Origin of the sequence: Microbacterium horticulturae, from assembly GCF_029094505.1 — a bacterium.
GTDB classification, from domain to species: Bacteria; Actinomycetota; Actinomycetes; order Actinomycetales; family Microbacteriaceae; genus Microbacterium; species Microbacterium horticulturae.
Genome location: NZ_CP119108.1, coordinates 655,622 through 674,184, shown reverse-complemented (window position 1 = coordinate 674,184; position 18,563 = coordinate 655,622). Strand labels below are relative to the sequence as shown.

Genomic DNA, 18,563 nt, shown 5'->3' with positions numbered 1-18,563 from the left:
TGGTGACAGATCCCCTCGACGACGACCCGTTCCTCTGGCTCGAAGACATCCGCGATCCCGAAGCCCTTGCCTGGGCCCGCGGGCGCACCGACGAGACGGAGGCTTCCTTCTCCGCGCCGGAACTGGCTGCGCGGTTGAAGACGATCCTCGATGACCCCGACCGGGTCGTGGTCCCGAGTCGTCACGGCGAGTGGATGTACGACCTGTGGCGGGATGCTGCAAACCCCCGCGGTCTGTGGCGACGCGCTTCGCGCACCTCGTTCCTCGCCGGCTCCCCCGACTGGGACGTGCTGCTCGACATCGACGCCCTCGGCCGCGAAGAGAGCACGCCCTGGGCGTTCGCCGGCGCCGCGCATGCCCCGCGCGGCACCGATCGCGCCCTGGTGTTCTTGAGCCCTGACGGCGGAGACGCGCATGTCGTGCGGGAATTCGACCTGGCCGCGCGGAGCTTCGTCGCCGGCAGGCCATTCATGCTCGATGCGGACAAGTCCCACGCCGCCTGGATCGACGCCGACACCCTGCTCGTCGGAACCGCGCTCGAGGGCGGCGCGACGACCGACTCGGGCTACCCCCGATCGGCACGTGTCTGGACCCGGGGCACGCAGCTGGCCGCGTCATCCCCCGTCGTCGAAGCCGACCAGAGCGACGTGTCGGTGTTCGTGGGCGTCGACCACACCGACGGCCGCAGCACGGCGATCGCCTCGATCGCGCACGACTTCTTTCACACCGAGAGGTACGTGTGGCGCGGCGGCGACGCCCCGGCCCACCTCGCGGTTCCCGACGATGCGCACACGAACGTGCACGGCGACCTCGTCGCGGTGCGCACTACGACCGACTGGAAGGTCGGCGACACCATCCACCTCGGCGGCACGCTGCTGGTCGGCCCGCTCGAGACGGTCACGAACGGCGACGGTTCGAGCCTCGTGCCCGTCTTCACCCCCACCGACACCGCGGTGCTCGAAGACTGGTCGTGGACCCGCACCCGCCTCGTCCTCACCGTGCTCGAGAACGTGCGCAGCCGCATCCTCTCCCTCGATCCGGCCGACGGCTGGTCAGCGACCGAGCTGCAGACCGGACTCGACACCGACGACATCCTCACCGTCGACGTGGTCACGGCCGATGCCGACGAGGACGACGAGCTGTTCCTGCTCGCGCGCGGCTTTCTCACTCCGCAGACCCTGATCGCGACGGATGCCGCAACCCCGGCGCCCCGCGTCATAGACCAGGCTCCGGCGGTGTTCGATGCGACGAACCTCGCCACCACGCAGCACTGGGCGGTCTCGGCCGACGGCACGCGCGTCCCCTACTTCCAGGTGGCTCCGCGGGCGCTCGAAGGCCCCGCCGCCGTGCTGCTGAGCGGCTACGGCGGCTTCGAGGTCTCACGCCTGCCCGAGTACGCGACGATCCAGGGCCCGGCGTGGCTCGAGGCGGGAGGGGTCTTCGTCGTCGCGAACATCCGCGGCGGAGGCGAGTTCGGCCCCGCCTGGCACCTCGCGGCGCTGCGCGAGAACCGGCACCGCGCCTACGAGGACTTCGTCGCGGTCGCCCGTGATCTCGTCGCCCGTGGCGTCACGACGCCGGAGAGGGTGGGATGCCACGGCGGAAGCAACGGCGGACTGCTCGTGGGCAACATGCTGACGCAGTTTCCCGACGACTTCGGCGCGATAGCGTGCGGGGTGCCGCTGCTCGACATGCGCCGGTACACCCGGCTGTCGGCGGGCGCCAGCTGGATCGCCGAGTACGGCGACCCCGACGACCCGGCCGACTGGGAGTTCATCCGCACCTTCTCGCCGTATCACCTGATCGATCCGGCCCACTCCTATCCGCCCAGCCTCTTCTACGCCGCGACGAGCGACGACCGCGTGGGCCCGGTGCAGGCGCGCAAGATGGCCGCCCGGCTGCTCGATGAGACGGACGCCGAGGTGCACTATCTCGAGCAGGACGAGGGCGGGCACGCGGCATCCATCGACAACGCGGCCAAAGCCGCACTGCAGGCGGTGATCCACGCGTTCTTCACCGACGCGCTCGTGCGCCGGCCGGGCGCGGGTGACTAAGCCGGGCCGCAGGCGGAAGGCGCGACGGCCGCCGCGGCGCGCCCGCCCCGCTGACGGAGCCCGCCCCGCTGCCGGGGCTCGCCCCTCCCCGGCCACTTACGACCCTTCACGACCCTTCACGACCCTTCACGAAATCAGGTGTTCTCGCGAGAACAGGTCGATATGCGGCGCAAAGAGCCTGATCTCGCGAAAACACCTGATTTCAGCGCTGGCTGACCGGGCCGCCGACGGCGACCGGGCCTTCGTCTCGGCCCGTCAGCGGCGACCGGGCCTTCGTCTCGGCGCGGCGCGCTCCGGTGTCCGTGAAACCACCGCTGCCGCGCGGCGCGCCCAGGGGCCGTGAAACCGCCGCCACCAGCGGCGACCGGACCTCGTCTCCGCGCGGCGCGCCCCGGTGTCCGTGAAACCACCGATGCCGCGCCGCGCTCAGGGAGCCTCTCAGCCGCGCAACACGGCGGAGAGGAACTCCTGCGTGCGCTGCTGCTTGGGCTGCGTGAACATCACCTCGGGCGACGCCTCTTCGACGATCTTGCCGCCGTCGAACATGAGCACGCGGTTCGACACATCACGGGCGAACTGCATCTCATGCGTCACGATCAGCATCGTGATGTCGGTCGTCTTGGCGACGTCGCGCAGGATCGAGAGCACCTCGCCGACGATCTCGGGGTCGAGGGCGCTCGTGACTTCGTCCAGCAGCAGGATCTCGGGGTCCATGGCGAGCGCCCGCGCAATGGCGACGCGCTGCTGCTGGCCGCCCGACAGCTGCATCGGGTGCGCGTCGGCCTTGTCGGCGAGTCCCACCTGGTCGAGCAGTTCGAGGGCGCGCCGCTTCGCGGCATCCTTCGGCGTCTTCAGAACATGGACCGGCGCCTCGATGATGTTCTCCATCACCGTCATGTTCGGGAACAGGTTGAACTGCTGGAACACCATGCCGATGCGCTTGCGCACGTCGTTCTTGTGCTTCTCTTTCAGCTCGACCCGCTTGCCGCCGCGCAGTTCGTGCGTGAGCGGCTCGCCGTCGATGTAGATGTAGCCGTCGGTGGCCTCTTCGAGCGTCATCACCAGGCGCAGGATCGTGGTCTTACCCGATCCGCTGGGTCCGATGAGTGTCACGCGCTCGCCCTTGGCGACCTCGAAGTTCAGGTCGTTGAGCACGATGTTGTCGCCGAACCGCTTCTGCACACGATCGAAGCGAATGACGGGTGCGGTCGACGACCCACCTGCGGCCGCCGGCTCGGGCGCTGTATCAGTTTGTGAAAGCAAGGCGCTTCTCCAATCGCCCCACCAGCAGCGAGGTGGGGTAGCTCGCGACGAGGAAGATGACACCGCACAGGGTGATCGCCTCGATGTATCGGAAGTGGTTGCCGCCGAACTCGAGGCCCGCCTGCACCAGTTCGACCACGCCGATCGCGACGAGGAACGGTGTGTCCTTGAACATCGAGATGGCGTAGTTGCCGAGTGCCGGAATCGTGGCGCGCAGCGCCTGCGGGATCACGACGGCCACCCAGGTGCGGGTGCGCGACATCGACAGGGCCGTGCTGGCCTCCCATTGTCCGGCCGGAACCGCCTCGATGCCGGCGCGATAGACCTCGGACATGTAGGTCGAATAGTGGATGCCGAAGATCACCACGCCGATCGTCAGCGGATCGATCGATGTGAACGCGAAGTAGGCGAACATCAGCTGTACGACGATGGGCGTCATCCGGATGAAGTTCACGATGAACGCGACGATGCCCGAGATCGGCTGGGGTGCCGAACGCTTCACGATCGCGATGATCAGCCCCAGCACCGCGGCGATGAGAGTGCCGAGCACCGTGACCACGAGGGTCACCTTCAGGAAGGCCAGCAGCAGGTCGGGCAGCACCTGCCAGGCCATGCTCCAGTCCCAGATCACCTGGTCGGTCATTGCAGCTTCCCTTCGAGGTCGGCGGTGCTCGAGGCCACCGGATCGACGGGCGGGCGGGTACGGAAGCTCAGTACCTCACGCAACGACTGGCCACGGCCGATCTTGTGCTTGGCATGCACCTCGAGCGCGTTCATCAGCAGCGTGAGCGCGTATGCGATCACGAAGTACAGCACGAGCCCGATGCCGTAGGCGAAGTAGGTGCTGCCGGTGCCGATTCGCAGCTTGTCGATCCAGTGCGTGAGGTCGGCGAGCGTGATGAAGCTCACGATCGCCGTGGCCTTCAGAAGCTGGATGAGCAGGTTCGTCAGCGACGGGATCATGAGCGCCCACGCCTGAGGGAAGATCACCCGGAACATGCGCTGCGTCGCCGACATGCTGAGGGCCGTCGTGGCCTCCCACTGCCCGCGCGGCACGGAGTTGATCGAGCCGCGCACGACCTCCGCGCCGTAAGCGCCGAAGTTCAAGCCGAGGGCCAGGATTCCGACGAGGATCGGCGGCCACTCCACACCGAACATCGGCAGCACGAAGAACAGCCAGAAGAGCTGGACGACCAGCGACGTGCCGCGGAAGAACTCGATGATGACGCGCGCGATGCCGCGCAGCACGATGTTCTCGAGCCGCGCCATGAGCCCGAGTCCGATCGCGATGACCACGGCCAGCAGCGACCCCGCCACCGTCAGCCCGACGGTCACGAGGACCGCCGGGCCGAGCTGTGGAAGCGCGCTGCCGAGCGCGTTCAGCAGGTCGGAAGACAAGAACTCAGCCCTCGTCGCCCTTGCACAGCTGCTCGGTGGTCAGGTCTGCGGGAGGCATGTTCTCCTTCGTGAACCCGTACTCACCCACGAGGCCGAGGTAGGTGTCCTCGTCGCTCGTGATCTTGTCGAGCTGCTCGTTGTAGGCCTTCTGCAGTTCGGTGTCGGCCTTGCGGAACACCTCGGTGCCGGCGCCGATCTGCGGGGTGCCGTCGATCGACTGCACGAAGGCAGGCGTGGTCTCGACCTTGTCATTGCCGCTGTTCTTCGCCATATAGTTCAGCGAGATCGCGGTCATCGCGAACACGTCGGCGCGACCGTTGGCCACGACATCCATGCCGCTCTGCGCATCCTTGACGGACTGCGACACCTTCAGGCCGAGGCTCTTGGCGTACCCGGCCTCGATGCCGCCGTTCAGGACCGCGAGCTTGACGTCCTTTCCGGCGTCCTGTGCCTTCTTCACGTCGTCGAGCGTCTCCAGGCCCAGCGGGTTGCCCTTGGCGACCATGAGACCGGTGGTGTACATGATCTCGGGGTCGGCGAACGCCGCCTGCGCGCAACGGTCGGGCAGGATCGACATGCCAGCGCTGACCGCGTCGAAGCGGCCGGCGTTCAGACCCGGGATCAGCGAGTTCCAGTCGACCTCGACGACCTTGACCTCATCGATGCCCATGGCCTGGAAGATCTTCTTGTCGATCGCGATCGTGGCGCCCTTGGCCTCGCCGTTCTCCTTCCAGGAGTACGGGCGCTCGTCGGCCACCGCGACGGTGATCGACCCCTTCGCCTTCAGCTGTTCGAGCGTGCTCTTGCTGCTGTTGTCGTCACCGTTGCCACCGGTTGACCCACCGCTGCAGGCGGTGAGTGCGGCGAGCGCGAAGACACCGACGGCGGCAACCCCGATGTGAACAGGGGTGCGGGAACGTCGCTTCGTCATCATCTTTCCTCTTTCGGTCGTGTGCGGGGCGAACCAACCAGCCGGCGCTTCCGCGAGCCTGGCGACCCGACCCGAAATCAGTTGATGGGCGTCCCCCACCTTATGACGCGCTGTCGACATTTATGCAATCCGAGAGTCTGGTTGTCTGCATGTATGCAGAAATTGTTATCGTTGCGTTGTGACGTACCGCTTCGGCGCGGTCGATCAGTACGGTTGAGGTGACCGCGAGTCTGCCGGCGCAGATCGATCGGCGCCGGACATCTGGAAGGAATCCCATGGCCTTTGCGAAGCAGCCGCTCGGCGCAGCATCCGTCTTCCGTGTCGCCCGTCCCTCGACGGTCGACCTCATCGCGATCGAGCTGCGCACGGCGATCTTCTCCGGCGCACTGCCCGTGGGCAGCCAGATCGGCGAGGTGGAGATCGCGAGCCAGCTCGGCGTGAGCCGCAGCCCGCTGCGCGAGGCCGCGCAACGCCTCGTGCAGGAGGGGCTGCTGACTGCCACGCCCGGGCGCGGGCTGCGCGTGAGTGTCGTCGGCACCGAGCATCTGCAAGACCTCTACGATGCCCGCGGCGCGGTCGAGTTCGAGGCCATTCGCATCATCGTGCGCGACAAGACCACGCTCGACGACGTCGAGGCCGCGCTCGACGAGCTCGAGAAGGTCAGTGAGGGGCAGGATGCGCGAGCCATCGGCGACGCGGACCTCGCGTTCCACCGCCGCCTGGTCGAAGCCGCGGGCAATCAGCGTCTTGCGCAGTACATGGCGACGTTGGCCATCGAGACGCGCATCGCCAGCTTCTCGACGAGCGACGAGTACATCGTGCGTCGCGACGTCTCCCCCACCTATCGTGCGCTGCTGAAGGCCCTGCGCGCCGGTGATGCCGACAGGGCCATCGCCGCTTTGCAGACGCAATTCGACGAGGCTGTCGCACGCCTGGCCGGCGACCTCGAGCCCGAGAAGGTCGAGACCATCACCGAGGCGATCACGGTGCCGCCGGCACTGCGGCCGCTCGACGTCACCGGCGCGCCGGAGTAGGCGCAGCTCGTCCCGAGCACGCGCCCGTGCACGGGGTCGGGGATCATCCGCGACACGCCGCAAGGGTGCGGGATGCCGCGGCGCGCCGCCCCCGATCCCCGACCGTGTGCACGGCCGGGGACCGGAACGCGTACGCCGGCCCGCGCGTCCGCCCACCGTGAGCCCCCACGAAATCAGGTGTTCTCGCGAGATCAGGCCATTTCGACCTGCGATCGTCCTGATCTCGCGAGAACACCTGATTCGGATTGAAGCGGCCATACGCCGCCCGCGCAGAATCGCCGCCCGCGCAGAAGCACCGCCCCGCAGAAGCACCGCCCGCGCAGATACCTCACCAACGCAAAAACCCCGGTTCGATGAACCGGGGTTTTCGTTACTGTCTCAACACAGTGTGCGCCCGAAGAGACTCGAACTCCCAACCTTCTGATCCGTAGTCAGATGCTCTATCCATTGAGCTACGGGCGCCCGTGCGCTGCTGCGCACAAGAGACCATGTTATCCGACGATCGGCCCTCGCGCGAATCGAGGCGCGGGCCGCGACATCCACCCGCTCCGACGGCGCGGCGCACGCCCCGACGGACCGCAGAGAGCGATCACACGCCGCGCGCCGGCTGCATGCAGAACGACACCCACTCTGTGGCCGTCGGCCGCGGGCGTTCTACTCGAGCTCGGAGAGATCGACGTCGCCGACCTTCTCAGCCGGGGCATCCATCGCCTTCTCGTCGTTCAGCGTGCCGGCCGCGCCCTGCGCGTTACGACGACGATGCGCGGCCAGCCGCGGCAGGTCGATGAGCCGCAGCGACTGCATACGCGCATCGCGCAACTTGCCGTAGTCGGGCTCGAGATCGGGCCGCGCCGCCTCGATGCGGAGGGTGGAGTCGATGTTGCGCTCGACCTCAGACCACGCGGCCTCCCGCGCGTCTTCGACGAGCGTGCGGAGCTCGTTCTCATCTTCAGCCCGGGCGCGCAGCTCGGCCGCAACCTGCTCGGACTGCCGCTGCCGCTTGCGCAGGTTGCGCACGTCGCGGCTGCGGTAGTCGTGCGTGCCGTACGAGTCGCTGTGCCGACGCTTGGCGCGCAGCCTCGCACTCTCGATGCGCTGGGCGTCCTGCTCGGCTTCGGCGGCGAGCGTGAGAAGTGTCTCGCGCGCCTCGGGCATGAGGCGCTGCACGTCGAAGTCCCCGCCGCGGGCGATGACGTCCACGAGGATGCGGTTCTTCAGCTGCAGCCGGGTGGCAGCCGACGCGACGTACAGGCCGTCGGCGACCATGTCGGAGAGCTTCATGCCCTTGGGCCGCCGCCACGACGCCAAGCGACGGGCGGTGTCGCCTCGCTTCGCGTCTGCCACATGCACTCCCGTGAACGGCGGTTGTTCCCCTGCCAAGGGTAGCGGGAATGCGGCCCTCGAAGATTCGCCGGTCCGCCAAAGTCGCGTCATAGCACGCGCATAGTGAACGACGGCCTAATGGAATCCGAACACTTCAGGAGGATTCATGGAACAGCTCGCCGCCGCCGGCCTCGATCTCGTCGCGATCGCGATTCTCGCGTTCGCGGTGTACTTCCCCCGGCACCGGCGTCGTGACCTCGCCGTCGCGTTCGTCGGAATCAACGTCGGCGTCCTCGCCGTATCGATCGTGCTCGGCTCTGCCACGGTGGGCGCAGGACTGGGCCTCGGCCTGTTCGGCGTGCTGTCGATCATCCGGCTGCGCTCGAGCGAGATCGAGCACAGCGAGATCGCCTACTTCTTCGCCGCTCTCGCTCTGGGGCTGATCGCGGGTCTGTCGGGCGGCGTGACCTGGCTCGGCGTGACGCTCATGGCGCTCATCCTCGTCGCGCTCGCCGTCATCGACAGCCCGGCCCTGTTCCGCCGCTACCGCGAGCAGCGCCTCACCCTCGACCGCGCCTACACCGACGAGGTCGCACTGCGTGCCGTCGTCGAAGAGACGCTGGGTGCCCGCATCCACGTCTTGCACGTTCGCGAGGTGAACCTCGTCTCCGACACGACAGTGGTGGACGTGCGGTATGCCATCGACAAGAACGCGAGACGGGATGCCGCAGCCGCCCACACCCGCACCCTCACGCAGGTCGGATCCTGACGATGACTACACCCGCCCCCGTCGCCGACCTCGCCGCCTTCGCGCCGATCGACCTCGTCGAGCTCAACGCCCACGCGGCGTTGCAGACTCGCATCGACCGCAAGTACGTGCTGCCGCTCGCCCAGCTGCCCGAGATCATCGCGCAGCTGCCGGCATCCACCCGCCTCCTGCAGATCTGCGGCACCTCCACCCTCGCCTATGCGTCGCGCTACTTCGACACTCCTGAGCTCGACAGCTACCTGACCACGGCGCGTGGACGCCGGCGCCGCTTCAAGGTGCGCGCCCGCACCTACGTCGATTCGGGCGACTCGTTTCTCGAAGTGAAGACCAAGAGCGGCCGGCGGGCCACCGTCAAGCAGCGCGTGCCGGTCGCTGACGTCGCGCTCGACGACAGCGGCCGGGAACAAGCGGCCGCGCTCCTCACGGCCGGAGAGATCCCGCAGGCCGCGCATGTCGCGCGCCGCCTGCGGCCGAGCATGGACTCCCGCTACCGGCGGATCACCCTCATGCTGCCCGGCGCCGTGACCGCCGAGGACTCGCGCACCACGATCGACATCGATCTGGAGTGGAGCGCCGCGGGCCGCGGCATCCTGCGCACTCCCGACCGTGTGATCGTCGAGACCAAGTCCGGCCGACGCGCCGGCGCCATGGACCGGGCGCTCTGGCGCGCAGGACACCGGCCGACCTCCATCTCCAAGTACGGCACCGGCATGGCCGCGCTGTACCCCGAACTGCCCAGCAACAAGTGGTGCCGAACGCTGCAGCGCCACTTCGCGGACGCCGAGCGCTCCGCCGACGAAAGGACGCCCTCATGACCTCCCGCCCCAAGACCACGAAACTGTGGTTGCTCGCGGCCCCGGCGCTGGCCTTCTCGCTCGTGCTGGCCGGCTGCAGCGGCACCGCATCCGGCGACGAGACGACCGCGGCGGCCGCGAGCTCGTCCGAGGCCTCGCAGACCGCCGAGCAGGTGCTCGCCGCCAATCAGGACGCACACGACTCCGATGATGACGCCGACTGGTCGGCCGATGGTGCAGTGGCGATCTCCCTCGACGGCACGTCGGCCACGTCATCCCGCTCCGACGGCGTGACGGTGAAGGACGGCACCGTCACCATCACCGCGGCCGGCACCTATGTGCTCAAGGGCGACTCCACGAAGCAGGTCGTCGTCGACAGCACCGCCGACGGCAAGGTGAAGCTCGTCCTCGACGGGGTGACGATCGCGAACGCCGAGGGGCCTGCCATCGACATCCAGGCGGCCGACGAAGCCGTGGTGATCCTCGCCGACGGCACGACGAACGCCCTGAGCGACGCGACGAGCTACGCCGACGACGCCGATGCGAACGCCGCGCTGTACAGCAAGGCCGACCTGACCATCACCGGCACGGGTGCGCTGACCGTCGATGGCAAGGGCAATGACGCCATAGCGTCGAGCGACGGTCTGGTCATCCAGTCCGGCACGATCGATGTGACGGCCGTCGACGACGGCATCCGCGGCAAGGACTACCTGGTCGTCCGGGGCGGCACGATCACGGTCGACGCCGGCGGGGACGCGCTCAAGTCCGACAACGACGAAGACGCCGACCGTGGCTACGTCGACCTCGCGGGCGGAAAGATCACCGCCACCTCGGGCGATGAAGGGGTGGATGCCGCGACCGACGTCATCACGACGGGCGGGACGCTCTCCATCGTCGCCGGCGGCGGCTCGGGCGAAGACCCCAACGCCGGCGCGAAGGGCGTCTCGGCCGGGGTCATCGCGGTGTTCGAGGGCGGTACGATCACGATCGACAGCGCCGCCGACGCGGTGAACACCGACAAGTACGCACACTACAACGGCGCCGACGTCACACTGTCGACCGGCGACGACGGCACCCACGCCGACCTGGCGATGGCCATCTCAGGCGGCAGCGTCACCGTGAAGAAGGCGAACGAGGGGCTCGAAGCCGCGGCGATCGACATCACCGACGGCACCGTCGACATCACCACGAGCGACGACGGGATCAACGTGTCGGAGCCCGACGAGGGCACCGGCGCGCAGACGCTGACGATCTCGGGCGGCACCGTGCTCGTCGACGCCGAGGGCGACGGGCTCGACGTGAACGCCGGAACGATCACCCAGAGCGGCGGCACCGTGGTCGTCTCGGGCCCCACGAACGACGGCAACGGCGCGCTCGACGCCGACAAGGGCATGACGATCTCGGGCGGCGTGCTGCTGGCTGCAGGGTCGAGCGGCATGGCGGTCGCGCCGTCGGCCGACGACTCGAAGCAGGCCACCGTCGAGTTCACGCTCGACTCGGCGGCGCAGGCCGGTACCGTGCTGACGGTGGTCGACGCCGACGGCAAGGCTCTGGCATCCCTCACTCTCGCAAAGCAGGCGTCGAACGTCGTCTACTCGTCGTCGGAGCTCAGCAACGGCACCGAGTACACGCTCACCTCGGGCGGCAACGCCGGTACGACGATCGCCGGCCCCCTCTCAGAGGCCGGCACGGCCGGTTCGACGACCGTGGCCACGGCGACGGCCGGCGAGCAGACCTCGTCGGAGATGGGACCCGGCGGCGGGAACTTCGGCGGCGGCGGCGGCGGGGGCGGCCAGCCGCCGCAGGACGGCGAGCGCCCCACCGACATGCCGACCGATATGCCGCAGCCGCCGGCGGGCGGCATGCCGACCGACGTGCCGACCGACATGCCGCAAGACTCGGGCTCGGCGGGCAGCTGACCCTCGTCCCTTCACGAGATCACCCCTGTGCACGCTTTTCGGGCTTCCGAGCGTGCACAGGGGTGATGTCGCGTGAGGGGACAGGAGGAGGACGAGGGGGATGCCGCGGGCCGGCGCAGGCCGGGCCGCAGGCCGGCGCAGGCCGGGCCGCGGGCCGGCGCAGGCCGGGCCGCAGGCTGGCGCAGGCCGGGCGCCGCGCGGGTCAGCCGATCGGCCACACTGCGAGGGTCAGCCCCACGCTGAGGGAGACAGCTGGCGCCGCGCGGGTCAGCCGATCGCGCCGATGCGCCAGTGCGCGGTGGCCGACTCGCCCGGCTGCAGCGTGATCAGGCCCGTGTCGTACGGGTACCGGGCGGCGTTGAACGCGTCGGGCGCACAGGTCATCGGCTCGAGCGCGACGCCGGCGCGGTGGGCCGGGTCGGCGGTTCCGCCGGGCTGGTCGGACGTGTACACCTGGACCCAGGGGCACGCGGCATCCCACACCATCTCGACACCACTGCCCGCGGCGTCCGTCAGCCGCGCGGTGACCACGCCGTCCTCGTCGCCGGAAAGGCCCGTGAACGCGTGGTCGAGCTCGACGGCGCCGACCGCGCGCGCAGTGCGGAAGTCGAAGCGCGCGGCGTCGACGTCGACCCCGGTCAGCTCGGTCGGGATGAGCCGGTCGGGCGTGACCTGCAGCACCTGGGCTGCGGGCAGTTCGAACGTCCAGTCGTCGACGTGGCCGGCGCCGGCGACGAGGTAGGGGTGCGCCGAGGTGCCCCACGGCGCAGGCTCGGCGCTGTCGTTGACGGCGGTCACAGACTGCGTGAGTCCGAGCGAGGTCAGCGCATAGGTGGTGCGCACGATGAGGCGCCAGGGGTACCCCTTCTGCGCCTCGATGACGGCTTCGAGCGTGACATGGCTGGCCTCTTTGTCGACCGGCACGAACTCGATCCACGACGCGAGGCCGTGCAGGGCGTGGTGCCGAGCGGGCTCGGTGAGCGGCACCTGCTGCTCGACGCCGTCGAACGTGTACTGGCCGTCGACGACGCGGTTCGGCCACGGGGCGAGCGTGGCGCCGCGGTGACCCGGACGCACTTCGTCGGCGTCGAACGGGATGACCAGATCGCGTCCCTGGTAGGTGAGGCTGCGCAGCGATGAGCCGACCCCGGCGATGACCGCCTCGTAGTCGCCCGCGCGGAGGGCGTGCTGGGTGCCGGAGAGGGGAATGCGTGCCATGGGGGAACTTCCTGAAGGTTGTGCGATTTTCGGGCCGACGGCCGATTCTACCCGGGAGCCGGCGCGGGCGTGGGACCGTTCACAGGGGATCGGGCCTCACGGGCGCCCGGCGTAGGCTCGGAACCAACGGAAGGTGCGACATGGCTGACGACCCCCGCGAGGCCGCCGCACGCTACCGCCAGGAGCGGGAGCGGCGCGAAGACCCCGAGCTGTCTGGAGAGGCGCCGGCCGCGGCATCCCCTCCTCGTCCCATGACCGAGACGGAGCGCTGGGCATACGTCGAGACGACGATTGCGCAGGCGATCCGCCGCGGCGAGTTCGACGATCTGCCCGGTGCCGGCAAGCCGCTCGAGGGGCTCGGCGATCACCACGATCCGGACTGGTGGATCCGCCGCAAGATCCAGACCGAACAGCTCAGCGGCTTGGGTCCGCCCGCGCTGACGCTGCGCGTCGAGAACGAGCGGCTGCGCGAGACGCTCGACCGCCTGCGCCGCGAGAGCGAGGTGCGCGAGCACCTCGAAGACTTCAACCGGCGTGTCATCGAGGCGCGCCGCCAGCTGCAGGGCGGGCCGCCCGTGGTGACGCCGACGCGCGACGTCGACGCCGAGGTGACGGCGTGGCGGGAGAGGCGGGATGCCGCGGCCGCCGCCGCGGCGGAGGTCGAGGTCGCATCGCGCAGGCCGGCGCCGCGCCGTCGCCTGTTCGGACGCCGCCGGCGGGCCTGAGGCGCGGGTGCGCGGCGCGGCGGCAGAGGCGGCAAATTCATATGAGTTTGTCTCATGCACATCAAACTGGCGGGCAGTTTGATGTGCTCAGGACAGTTTCATATGAATCCGGCGGGAAGGGGCGGCGAGCGGCGGGAAGAGGCGGCGAGCGGCAAGAAGGGGACCGCGGTCAGGCGGGCAGCCCCGCGGCGAGCTCCGCGAAGACCTCGGCCGCGTCCGCGCGTGTCGCCAGCGCCGCGGTCTGACCGGCCCACAGCGATTGATACTCCCCCAGACCCCGCTTGCCGGCCTCGGCGCGAAACTGGCCGGTCAGCCAGTTCTGCGCGGGGAACGGCGCGATCTGGCCCGCCGTCTCGATCGCGCGCATGGCGCGGTTCGGGATGCCGCGGCTCAGCCGCCCGCTCATCGCCCGGGTCAGCACGGTCGTCGTGTCGGTGGCCGCCGCGATCGCGTCGCGATGGGCGTCGGATGCCGCCGACTGGCGCGTGCGCAGGAACGCGGTGCCCACCTGCACGCCCGAAGCCCCGAGGGCGAAGGCTGCGGCCACGCCCCGGCGGTCGGCGACGCCTCCTGCCGCGATGACGGGCACGGTCACGGCATCCACCACCTGCGGCACGAGCGCAAACGTGCCCACGAGCGCGTGCTCAGGCCGGTCGAGGAACGACACCCGGTGCCCCGCCGCCTCCGCACCGCTCGCCACGATCGCGTCGACGCCCGCAGCTTCCATCGCCCGCGCCTCGGCGACGGTCGTGACGGTGCCCGTGATGCGGATTCCGCGCTCGCGCGCGGCCGCCACCAGCTCGGCCGACGGCACGCCGTACACGACGCTGAGCACGGCGGGCGCCTCGTCGAGCACCGCCCGCAGCTGGTCGTCGATCGCCGGCAGAAAGCGCTCGGGCGGGGTCGGCACCGGCACGCCGAGCTCATCGAACAACGGCGCCACGGCGCGGGATGCCGCGGCCAGGTCGACCTCGCCCGGAGTCACCTCGTCGCCGGTGGGCAGCCACAGGTTCACCGCGAACGGCTTGTCGGTGGCCGCGCGCAGCGCGCGGATCGTCTCGCGGATGCGGTCGGGTGCGTAGCCGTACAGGCCGTATGACCCCAGTCCCCCGGCCTCGCTCACGGCGGCGACCAGGTCGATGGACGACAGCCCGCCGAACGGACCGAGGACGATGGGATGCTCGATGCCGAGCGCGTCACGAAGGCTCATGCCCTCGACGCTACTCCGGCTCTGCCCGCGCGCCGCCCGGCCGCCCGCCTGCCCGCAGCGCCCCTCTACAGCCCCTGCGCGAGGCGGTAGTAGGCCTGGTTCCAGCGCACCTCGCGCGCGAAGCCGGGCACGGTGGTGCTCTCGTCGATCACGAGCAGCTCGGTCTGGGCCATCTCGGCGAAGTCGCGCCACACCTCGACACCCACCGCCGTGGTCATGACGGTGTGGTGCGCGGCGCCGGCGGTGAGCCAGCACGTCGTCGAGGTGGTGAAGTCGGGCTGCGGCTTCCAGACCGCGCGGCCCACGGGCAGCTTCGGCAGGTCGGGCGCCGACACGTTCTCGACGACGTTCGCCACGAGCCGGAACCGGTCGCGCATGTCGCTGAGTGCCACCACGACCGCCGGGCCGGGGTCGGCGGTGAACACCAGGCGCACGGGGTCGTCCTTGCCGCCGATGCCCAGCGGATGCACCTCGAGCCGCGGGGTCGCCGTGGTCAGCGACGGCGAGACCTCGAGCATGTGCGCGCCGAGGATCCTCTCCTCGCCGGGCACCAGGTCGTACGTGTAGTCCTCCATGAGCGACGCGCCGCCGGGCAGTCCCGCGCCCATCACGTTCGCGATGCGGATGAGGACGGCCGTCTTCCAGTCGCCCTCGGCGCCGAACCCGTACCCCTCGGCCATCAGCCGCTGCACGCCCAGCCCCGGCAGCTGCTTGAGCGAGCCGAGGTCTTCGAACGAGGTCGTGAAGGCGCCGAAGCCGCCTTCCTCGAGAAACGACCGAAGCCCGACCTCGATCGCGGCGCCGTCACGCAACGACTGGTGACGTTCGCCCCCCGGCCGCAGCTCGGGCGCGACGTCGTACGAGGCCAGGTACTCCTCGATCAGGGCGTCGACGGAGGCGTCGGCCGCGGCATCCACCGCCTCGGCGAGCTCGTTGACACCCCACGTGTTCACCTGCACGCCGAACTGCAGCTGCGCCTCGGTCTTGTCGCCCTCGGTGACAGCGACATTCCGCATGTTGTCGCCGAAGCGCGCGAGCTTGAGGGAACGGGATGCCGCGAGCCCGGCCGCCGCGCGCTGCCACTGCTCGATCTGCGTGAGCACAGCCGGGTTCGACACGTGCCCGACGACCGTCTTGCGCGGCACGCCGAGGCGGGTCTGGATGTACCCGAACTCGCGATCGCCGTGAGCGGCCTGGTTGAGGTTCATGAAGTCGAAGTCGATCTCGCCCCACGGCAGCTCGACGTTCGCCTGCGTGTGCAGGTGCAGCAGCGGCTTGCGCAGCGCATCGAGGCCCGCGATCCACATCTTGGCGGGGCTGAACGTGTGCATCCAGGTGATGACGCCGATGACCTCGTCGTGCGCGTTGGCGTCGAGAGCGAGCCGGCGGATGCCGTCGGGCTCGGTCAGCACGGGCTTGTAGACGACCTTGACGGGCAGGCCCGCCAGGCCTGCGACGACCTGCTGCGCCTGCGCGGCGACCTGCCGCAGGGTCTCGTCGCCGTAGAGCGTCTGGCTGCCGGTGGCGAACCAGACCTCGTAGCCGTCGAGCGTGGTGTTCAGGGTCATGATGTTCCTTCCGGGAGGGCGGCGACGGCGGCGCGCTCGACGGCGAGCCCCGCGCGGTAGCGGTCGAGGTAAGCGGTGAATCCGGCGACGTCGGCCGGGTCGGGATCGGCGACCTCGACCGCCGCGCCGGCGAAGACCCGGTCGCGCAGGTACGAGGTCAGGTCGAGGGTGGATGCCGCATCCAGATACGCGGCGAGCACGGCGATGCCCCACGCCCCGCCCTCTGACGCGGTCTCACCCACGGCCACAGGGGCGTCCAACGCCGCGGCGAGGAAGCGCTGGGCGACCCCCGCGGTGCGGAACATTCCGCCGTGGGCATACATCTGGTCGAGGGCCACCTGCTCGTCGGCGAGGATGCGCATGCCGAGCGCCAGCGTGCCGAACACGCCGTAGAGCTGCGCGCGCATCACATTCGCCAGCGACAGCTCGCTGCCCGGCGTGCGCACGAACAGCGGGCGACCGGCGTCGGTGCCGGCGATGGGCTCGCCGGCGAGGTGGTTGTAGGCAAGAAGTCCACCCGCGTCGGCGGCGCCGGCGAGCGCCTCGCGGAACAGCACGTCGAACACCGCGTCCGACTCGAGCGGGGTGCCGGATGCCGCGGCGAACCGCTCGAACAGGCCGACCCAGGCCGCCAGCTCGCTCGCGCCGTTGTTGCAGTGCACCATCGCGACGGGGTCACCGGCCGGGGTCGTGACCAGGTCGATCTCGTGGTGCACCTCGGCCAGCGCCCGCTCGAGCACCACCATCGCGAAGATGCTGGTACCGGCGCTGACGTTTCCCGTGCGCGGGGCCACGGCGTTCGTTGCGACCATGCCGGTTCCGGCGTCCCCTTCCGGCGGGCACAGCGCGGCTCCCGGCTGCAGGGTTCCGCTCGCGTCGAGCAGTGCGGCGCCGTCGGCGGTCAGCGTGCCGGCGACCTCGCCCGCGCGCAGCACCTCGGGCAGCAGATCACGCAGCCTCGGCACGCGGCCGGCGGCCCGCTCGTCGTAGCGCGTCGCGAGGGCCGCGTCGTAGTCGCCGGTGGCCGCGTCGATCGGGAACATGCCCGATGCGTCCCCCACCCCCAGCACCGCACGTCCGGTGAGCCGCCAGTGGACGTAGCCTGCGAGCGTGGTGATCAACCGCACCGCGCCGACGTGCGGCTCATCGTCGAGCACCGCCTGGTGCAGGTGGGCGATCGACCACCGCAGCGGAATGTTCTGCCCGAGCAGCTCGGTGAGCTCGGCGGCGGCCGGGCCCGTCGACGTGTTGCGCCAGGTGCGGAACGGCACGAGCAGGTCCCCTGCCTCGTCGAACGCGAGGTAGCCGTGCATCATCGCCGACACGCCGATCGCGCGCACGCGCTCCAACGCCACGCCGTGGCGCGCGCGCACCTGCGCGGCGAGGTCGGCGAACGCGGCCTGCAGTCCCGTCCAGACCTCGTCGAGGTCATAGGTCCATCGGCCGTCGACGTAGGAGTTCTCCCAGGTGTGAGCGCCGGTGGCGAGCACCTCGTTCACATCTGCACCGACCAGGCACGCCTTGATGCGGGTCGAGCCGAGCTCGATGCCGAGCACCGCCCGCCCGGCGGCGATGGTCTCGGCGGCGGTCACGACGCGCTCCGCCGGTCGTCGACGCTCTGCCCGTAGACGTTCTGGTACCGGTCGTAGAGGCTGTCGATCGCCTGCTGCGGGATCGGCAGCACCTCGCCACCCTGCCGCGCGATGTGCACGGTGCGGGCCACGTCTTCGAGCATGACGGCCGCCTTGACGGCATCCTTCGCACTGGCTCCGACGGTGAACGGGCCGTGATTCTGCATGAGCACGGCGCGCGAGCGGTGGCCGGTGAGCGTGGAGACGATGCCGCGGCCGATCGAGTCGTCACCGATGATCGCGAACGGCCCCACCGGTACCGGGCCGCCGAACTCGTCGGCCATGGCCGTGATCACGCACGGGATCTCCTCGCCGCGCGCGGCCCACGCCACGGCATAGGTCGAATGCGTGTGCACGACGCCGCCGACCTCGGGCATGTGCCGGTAGACGTACGCGTGCGCGGCGGTGTCACTGGACGGGCTGCGGTCGCTGCCGGGAGTGCCGGGGATGACGTGCCCGTCGAGATCGCAGAGGATCATGTTCTCGGGCGCGAGGTCGTCGTAGCTCACCCCCGAGGGCTTGATGACGAACAGCTCGGTGCCGGGCACTCGCCCCGACACATTGCCGCCGGTCCACACCACCAGCCCGTAGCGCACGAGCTCGTCGTGCAGCCGGGCGACGTCCGCGCGGGTGGTGGCGATGGCTGCGGCGGTGGGCTCATCGAAGTCGGTCACGGTTCCTCCATCGGGATCGTCGGCGCTCGAGTCGTCTCGAGCTATGTTACCG

The 18,563-nt window shown here is 69.9% G+C and carries 16 protein-coding genes and 1 tRNA gene; 6 read left to right on the top strand and 11 right to left on the bottom strand.

Annotation, left to right across the window (positions count from 1 at the left end; all coding sequences use genetic code 11):
* The first annotated feature begins 2 nt into the window (after nucleotides 1–2).
* Nucleotides 3–2,054 carry a prolyl oligopeptidase family serine peptidase gene (locus PU630_RS03055; RefSeq protein ID WP_275278884.1) on the top strand — a complete coding sequence of 684 codons (2,052 nt, stop codon included), beginning with the start codon at nucleotides 3–5 and terminating at the stop codon, nucleotides 2,052–2,054.
* A 438-nt stretch (nucleotides 2,055–2,492) separates the two neighbouring features.
* On the opposite strand, the gene ehuA is transcribed toward PU630_RS03055, so the two are convergent.
* The 4 genes from ehuA to ehuB are packed head-to-tail and all read right to left on the bottom strand — an operon-like array spanning nucleotide 2,493 to nucleotide 5,649.
* Entirely contained in the window at nucleotides 2,493–3,317 is an 825-nt protein-coding gene (gene ehuA / locus PU630_RS03050; protein WP_428981978.1) for an ectoine/hydroxyectoine ABC transporter ATP-binding protein EhuA, read from the bottom strand.
* Complete coding sequence (ehuD, locus tag PU630_RS03045; protein ID WP_275278883.1) at nucleotides 3,301–3,960, bottom strand: ectoine/hydroxyectoine ABC transporter permease subunit EhuD; 660 nt, start codon at nucleotides 3,958–3,960, stop codon at nucleotides 3,301–3,303. The genes ehuA and ehuD overlap by 17 nt, the downstream gene beginning before the upstream one ends.
* The gene (gene ehuC, locus PU630_RS03040; protein WP_275278882.1) at nucleotides 3,957–4,715 is read right to left on the bottom strand and encodes an ectoine/hydroxyectoine ABC transporter permease subunit EhuC; all 759 of its coding nucleotides are present in this window, start codon (nucleotides 4,713–4,715) and stop codon (nucleotides 3,957–3,959) included. Before ehuC ends, ehuD begins: the two co-directional genes overlap by 4 nt.
* A 4-nt stretch (nucleotides 4,716–4,719) precedes the next feature.
* Nucleotides 4,720–5,649: an ectoine/hydroxyectoine ABC transporter substrate-binding protein EhuB gene (gene ehuB, locus PU630_RS03035; protein ID WP_275278881.1), complete on the bottom strand. Its 930-nt coding sequence runs from the start codon at nucleotides 5,647–5,649 to the stop codon at nucleotides 4,720–4,722.
* 272 nt (nucleotides 5,650–5,921) lie between these two features.
* On the opposite strand from ehuB, the gene PU630_RS03030 reads away from it, so the two are divergent.
* Entirely contained in the window at nucleotides 5,922–6,680 is a 759-nt protein-coding gene (locus PU630_RS03030) for a GntR family transcriptional regulator (RefSeq protein ID WP_275278880.1), read from the top strand.
* Between the two features lie 389 nt (nucleotides 6,681–7,069).
* Here the strand turns inward: PU630_RS03030 and PU630_RS03025 are convergent.
* Both PU630_RS03025 and PU630_RS03020 read right to left on the bottom strand, forming a co-directional pair.
* Nucleotides 7,070–7,142, bottom strand: a tRNA-Arg gene (locus PU630_RS03025).
* A gap of 192 nt (nucleotides 7,143–7,334) precedes the next feature.
* Nucleotides 7,335–8,024 carry an asparagine synthase gene (locus PU630_RS03020; protein ID WP_275278879.1) on the bottom strand — a complete coding sequence of 230 codons (690 nt, stop codon included), beginning with the start codon at nucleotides 8,022–8,024 and terminating at the stop codon, nucleotides 7,335–7,337.
* Between the two features lie 145 nt (nucleotides 8,025–8,169).
* Here PU630_RS03020 and PU630_RS03015 point away from each other — a divergent pair, with 145 nt between their 5' ends.
* Genes PU630_RS03015 through PU630_RS03005 form a run of 3 tightly spaced genes read left to right on the top strand, consistent with a single transcriptional unit; the run spans nucleotide 8,170 to nucleotide 11,485 of the window.
* A complete protein-coding gene (locus tag PU630_RS03015; RefSeq protein ID WP_275278878.1) occupies nucleotides 8,170–8,772 on the top strand; it encodes a DUF4956 domain-containing protein in 603 nt (200 codons plus the stop codon).
* A 2-nt stretch (nucleotides 8,773–8,774) separates the two neighbouring features.
* Complete coding sequence (locus PU630_RS03010; RefSeq protein WP_275278877.1) at nucleotides 8,775–9,587, top strand: polyphosphate polymerase domain-containing protein; 813 nt, start codon at nucleotides 8,775–8,777, stop codon at nucleotides 9,585–9,587.
* A complete protein-coding gene (locus tag PU630_RS03005; RefSeq protein WP_275278876.1) occupies nucleotides 9,584–11,485 on the top strand; it encodes a carbohydrate-binding domain-containing protein in 1,902 nt (633 codons plus the stop codon). Before PU630_RS03010 ends, PU630_RS03005 begins: the two co-directional genes overlap by 4 nt.
* 267 nt (nucleotides 11,486–11,752) lie before the next feature.
* On the opposite strand, the gene PU630_RS03000 is transcribed toward PU630_RS03005, so the two are convergent.
* The gene (locus PU630_RS03000) at nucleotides 11,753–12,703 is read right to left on the bottom strand and encodes an aldose 1-epimerase family protein (protein WP_275278875.1); all 951 of its coding nucleotides are present in this window, start codon (nucleotides 12,701–12,703) and stop codon (nucleotides 11,753–11,755) included.
* A gap of 140 nt (nucleotides 12,704–12,843) precedes the next feature.
* On the opposite strand from PU630_RS03000, the gene PU630_RS02995 reads away from it, so the two are divergent.
* On the top strand, nucleotides 12,844–13,428 hold the full coding sequence (locus tag PU630_RS02995) for a DnaJ family domain-containing protein (RefSeq protein ID WP_275278874.1): 585 nt from the start codon (nucleotides 12,844–12,846) through the stop codon (nucleotides 13,426–13,428).
* Between the two features lie 169 nt (nucleotides 13,429–13,597).
* Here the strand turns inward: PU630_RS02995 and PU630_RS02990 are convergent, their stop codons facing one another.
* The 4 genes from PU630_RS02990 to PU630_RS02975 form a co-directional block, all read right to left on the bottom strand.
* Nucleotides 13,598–14,638: an NAD(P)H-dependent flavin oxidoreductase gene (locus PU630_RS02990; RefSeq protein WP_275278873.1), complete on the bottom strand. Its 1,041-nt coding sequence runs from the start codon at nucleotides 14,636–14,638 to the stop codon at nucleotides 13,598–13,600.
* A 65-nt stretch (nucleotides 14,639–14,703) separates the two neighbouring features.
* Nucleotides 14,704–16,206 (bottom strand): L-arabinose isomerase, encoded by a 1,503-nt coding sequence (gene araA, locus PU630_RS02985; protein WP_428981977.1) that lies wholly within the window; start codon nucleotides 16,204–16,206, stop codon nucleotides 14,704–14,706.
* The gene (locus tag PU630_RS02980; protein ID WP_275278872.1) at nucleotides 16,203–17,798 is read right to left on the bottom strand and encodes a xylulokinase; all 1,596 of its coding nucleotides are present in this window, start codon (nucleotides 17,796–17,798) and stop codon (nucleotides 16,203–16,205) included. The genes araA and PU630_RS02980 overlap by 4 nt, the downstream gene beginning before the upstream one ends.
* Nucleotides 17,795–18,511 carry an L-ribulose-5-phosphate 4-epimerase gene (locus tag PU630_RS02975; RefSeq protein ID WP_275278871.1) on the bottom strand — a complete coding sequence of 239 codons (717 nt, stop codon included), beginning with the start codon at nucleotides 18,509–18,511 and terminating at the stop codon, nucleotides 17,795–17,797. The genes PU630_RS02980 and PU630_RS02975 overlap by 4 nt, the downstream gene beginning before the upstream one ends.
* Between the last annotated feature and the right edge of the window lie 52 nt (nucleotides 18,512–18,563).

What these genes read in the sequence shown, in the direction of transcription:
- PU630_RS03015 (WP_275278878.1), top strand. Translation starts at nt 8,170, where the DNA reads ATGGAACAGCTCGCCGCCGCCGGCCTCGATCTCGTCGCGATCGCGATT.
- PU630_RS03010 (WP_275278877.1), top strand. Translation starts at nt 8,775, where the DNA reads ATGACTACACCCGCCCCCGTCGCCGACCTCGCCGCCTTCGCGCCGATC.
- PU630_RS03030 (WP_275278880.1), top strand. Translation starts at nt 5,922, where the DNA reads ATGGCCTTTGCGAAGCAGCCGCTCGGCGCAGCATCCGTCTTCCGTGTC.
- PU630_RS02990 (WP_275278873.1), bottom strand. Translation starts at nt 14,638, where the DNA reads ATGAGCCTTCGTGACGCGCTCGGCATCGAGCATCCCATCGTCCTCGGT.
- PU630_RS03000 (WP_275278875.1), bottom strand. Translation starts at nt 12,703, where the DNA reads ATGGCACGCATTCCCCTCTCCGGCACCCAGCACGCCCTCCGCGCGGGC.
- PU630_RS02995 (WP_275278874.1), top strand. Translation starts at nt 12,844, where the DNA reads ATGGCTGACGACCCCCGCGAGGCCGCCGCACGCTACCGCCAGGAGCGG.
- PU630_RS03005 (WP_275278876.1), top strand. Translation starts at nt 9,584, where the DNA reads ATGACCTCCCGCCCCAAGACCACGAAACTGTGGTTGCTCGCGGCCCCG.
- ehuB (WP_275278881.1), bottom strand. Translation starts at nt 5,649, where the DNA reads ATGATGACGAAGCGACGTTCCCGCACCCCTGTTCACATCGGGGTTGCC.
- araA (WP_428981977.1), bottom strand. Translation starts at nt 16,206, where the DNA reads ATGACCCTGAACACCACGCTCGACGGCTACGAGGTCTGGTTCGCCACC.
- ehuD (WP_275278883.1), bottom strand. Translation starts at nt 3,960, where the DNA reads ATGACCGACCAGGTGATCTGGGACTGGAGCATGGCCTGGCAGGTGCTG.